Source organism: Collinsella vaginalis, from assembly GCF_900176655.1.
Classification (GTDB): domain Bacteria; phylum Actinomycetota; class Coriobacteriia; order Coriobacteriales; family Coriobacteriaceae; genus Collinsella; species Collinsella vaginalis.
The window spans coordinates 135213-137465 of record NZ_LT838860.1 but is presented as its reverse complement, the minus strand read 5'-3'; the positions used below and the strand labels follow the sequence as shown (position 1 = coordinate 137465).

Here is a 2253-nt window from a genome sequence, read left to right as displayed (position 1 = left end):
GCCCGGGCCACGACGTAGCCGGCGGCCATGCGGCCCGCGAAGTTGACGAGGACGGTGGCGCCGATGTCAGCGTCCGCCTCGAGCTCTTTGGAGACACCGTAGGCGAAGGGCTCGGAGAGGGCGCGGGCCGGGATGTCGACGACCACGGAGAGGTAGGCGGCGGGCGGCGTGCGGGGGGCGCGGGCGCGTTCAGGATCAGCCTTCGACCCTGCTCCTGTCGCAGCCCCACCGCGCGCCGATGCCGCGGACGCAGCCTCCTCAGGGAAGAGGCTCATTTGCTCTGTCTGCTCTCGTTTCATGCGACCCAGTGTAGCGCAGGGCCCGGACACAACGTGACCCCGGAGACCGGCTGCACCGGGCCTTGACAGAGCGGCGCGGGGCGCGGGTGGTTCCGCGTACGCGGGCGTCGCGCTGCGGAGAGGTGCAGAGCTTTGCGAGGCGCTCAGGATGGCTCCGCGCATGGAGGTGTCTCGCCTCCCGCAACGCGGCCCGCCGACACACCTCCCAGGTGGTTCCGCACGCGTCAGCGTCTCGCACGTCTCACATGTCGTAAAAGTGCGGACGAAAACGTCATCTTGCATGGCTTTGCAGGCGAATCTGCATGGATGCAGCGTCGAAAACGTACTTTGCACACGATCCTCGACTGTGGCCTTGCGCACAGCACGCAACCGGTCGAAAACGTCATCTGGAGCGGCTTTGCGCGGGTTTTTGCATGGGCGGTAGGTCGAGAACGTACTCTGCACGCGATCCGCGACATAGGAGTCTCAGCACGATGCAGAGCCCCGCCGAAAACGTCATCTGAAGCAGCGCCGCGAGAGGCTTTGCCTCAGCAGGTTGTCGAAAACATCTTTTGGACGCGATCCCCAGCCTAGGAGGCTCGCCACACCGCAGATTCCAGCCGAAAACGTCATTTGGAAGGGCTCGAACGGCGCTTTTGCATAAATACGCGGTCGGGAACGCACTTTTCCTCGGGATTCTTACCTGCGGCGTGCTGCAAGGTCGTGGGCTGCGGGGTGCGCGTCGCGGCCCGCATGCGCGTCAGAAGCCCGAACGACCCCGGGGGCGACGAGACCATTGGAGCCCACGCCCCGCATGAACGTCAAAAGCACCTCAGCCGAGCATCCCCATGACCACAGACACCAGCGCGATGAGCACGCCGACGATCGACTCGCCGCCGAGGAGCCCCGACGCTATGACCACGCCGCGCTCTCCCGACTCCTGCGCGCTCAAGCCGCGGGCGCGCATCATACGGTCCCATATGAATTTCGCGACGGCGCCGAACGCCATCGAAAGGGTCATGTAGAAGGGCAGGTAGACACCGAGGCCGAGCATCATGGCCGGGAGCCCAACCAGGTAGAGGACGATGCCCGCGGCAACACCGACCGCGAACGCGGGCACGCTCGGGATACCGGAGACCATCGTCGCCACCACGCTCGCCTGGGCCGACACGAAGAGCTTGCCCGGCCCGAAGGCATCGACGCCGTAGGCGCTCGCAAGGGCGGCGAGCGTCACGGCCGCCACCACGGAGCCGATGAGGGCGCCGATCGCCTGACCGGCCCACATCGCGCGCGGATTCGTACCGATGATCGCACCCGTCTTGAAGTCGCTCATCACATCGCCCGCGAGCCCGCACGCGACTGCGACGACGCCGGCCACCAGGAAGAGGCCGACGGTCTGCGTGTCCGTGACCGCGGCGACGATGAGCAGAACGATGAGACCGAAGATCTCCATAGGGTCGATGCCGGTCTGACCGACGGACTGGGCGCTCATGACCGTCGTCACGAACGAGAGGAGGACCATGATGACCGCGACGACGGGACCGAGCCCAAGGCCTACGGAGACGATGAGGGCGGCGAGGGCCGCCATGAGGGCGAGCGCCCCGGCGTCAGTGCGGGTCTCGATATCGGTGGCCGCGCCATCCCCGGACGGCGCGAACCAGGCGCGGGCATGGGGCAGGACGTCCTTCACGACCACCCCGAGGCCCGAGCCCATCATGAGGCCCATGCCGAGGCTCTTGACGATCCCGGTCGCGGCATCCAGGTCAAAAAGGCCCGCTGCCGTGCCGCCGACGATGATCCCGAAGTTCGCGAGCACACCGCCGATGAGCTGCGCCGCGATGGCCGTGGTCCCCATGAGGAAGCCCACGGAGAGCATCATCGGCGAGTTGAAGACCCCGAAGGCCACACCGGGGATGGGCAGGGCGGCGAGCATCGCGGGCAGGGCGCCCACGGCGTCGCGCAGCAGGGCCCAGAC

Annotated in this window: 2 protein-coding genes; both read right to left on the bottom strand. The window is 67.2% G+C overall.

Annotated elements, in window-relative coordinates:
* Window positions 1-275: primosomal protein N' family DNA-binding protein (locus CAP13_RS10050; protein ID WP_483862417.1), on the bottom strand; the 275-nt coding region annotated here is incomplete at its 3' end.
* An 835-nt stretch (window positions 276-1110) separates the two neighbouring features.
* A partial coding sequence (locus tag CAP13_RS09415) for an OPT/YSL family transporter (RefSeq protein ID WP_143764954.1) occupies window positions 1111-2253 on the bottom strand: 1143 nt, incomplete at its 5' end.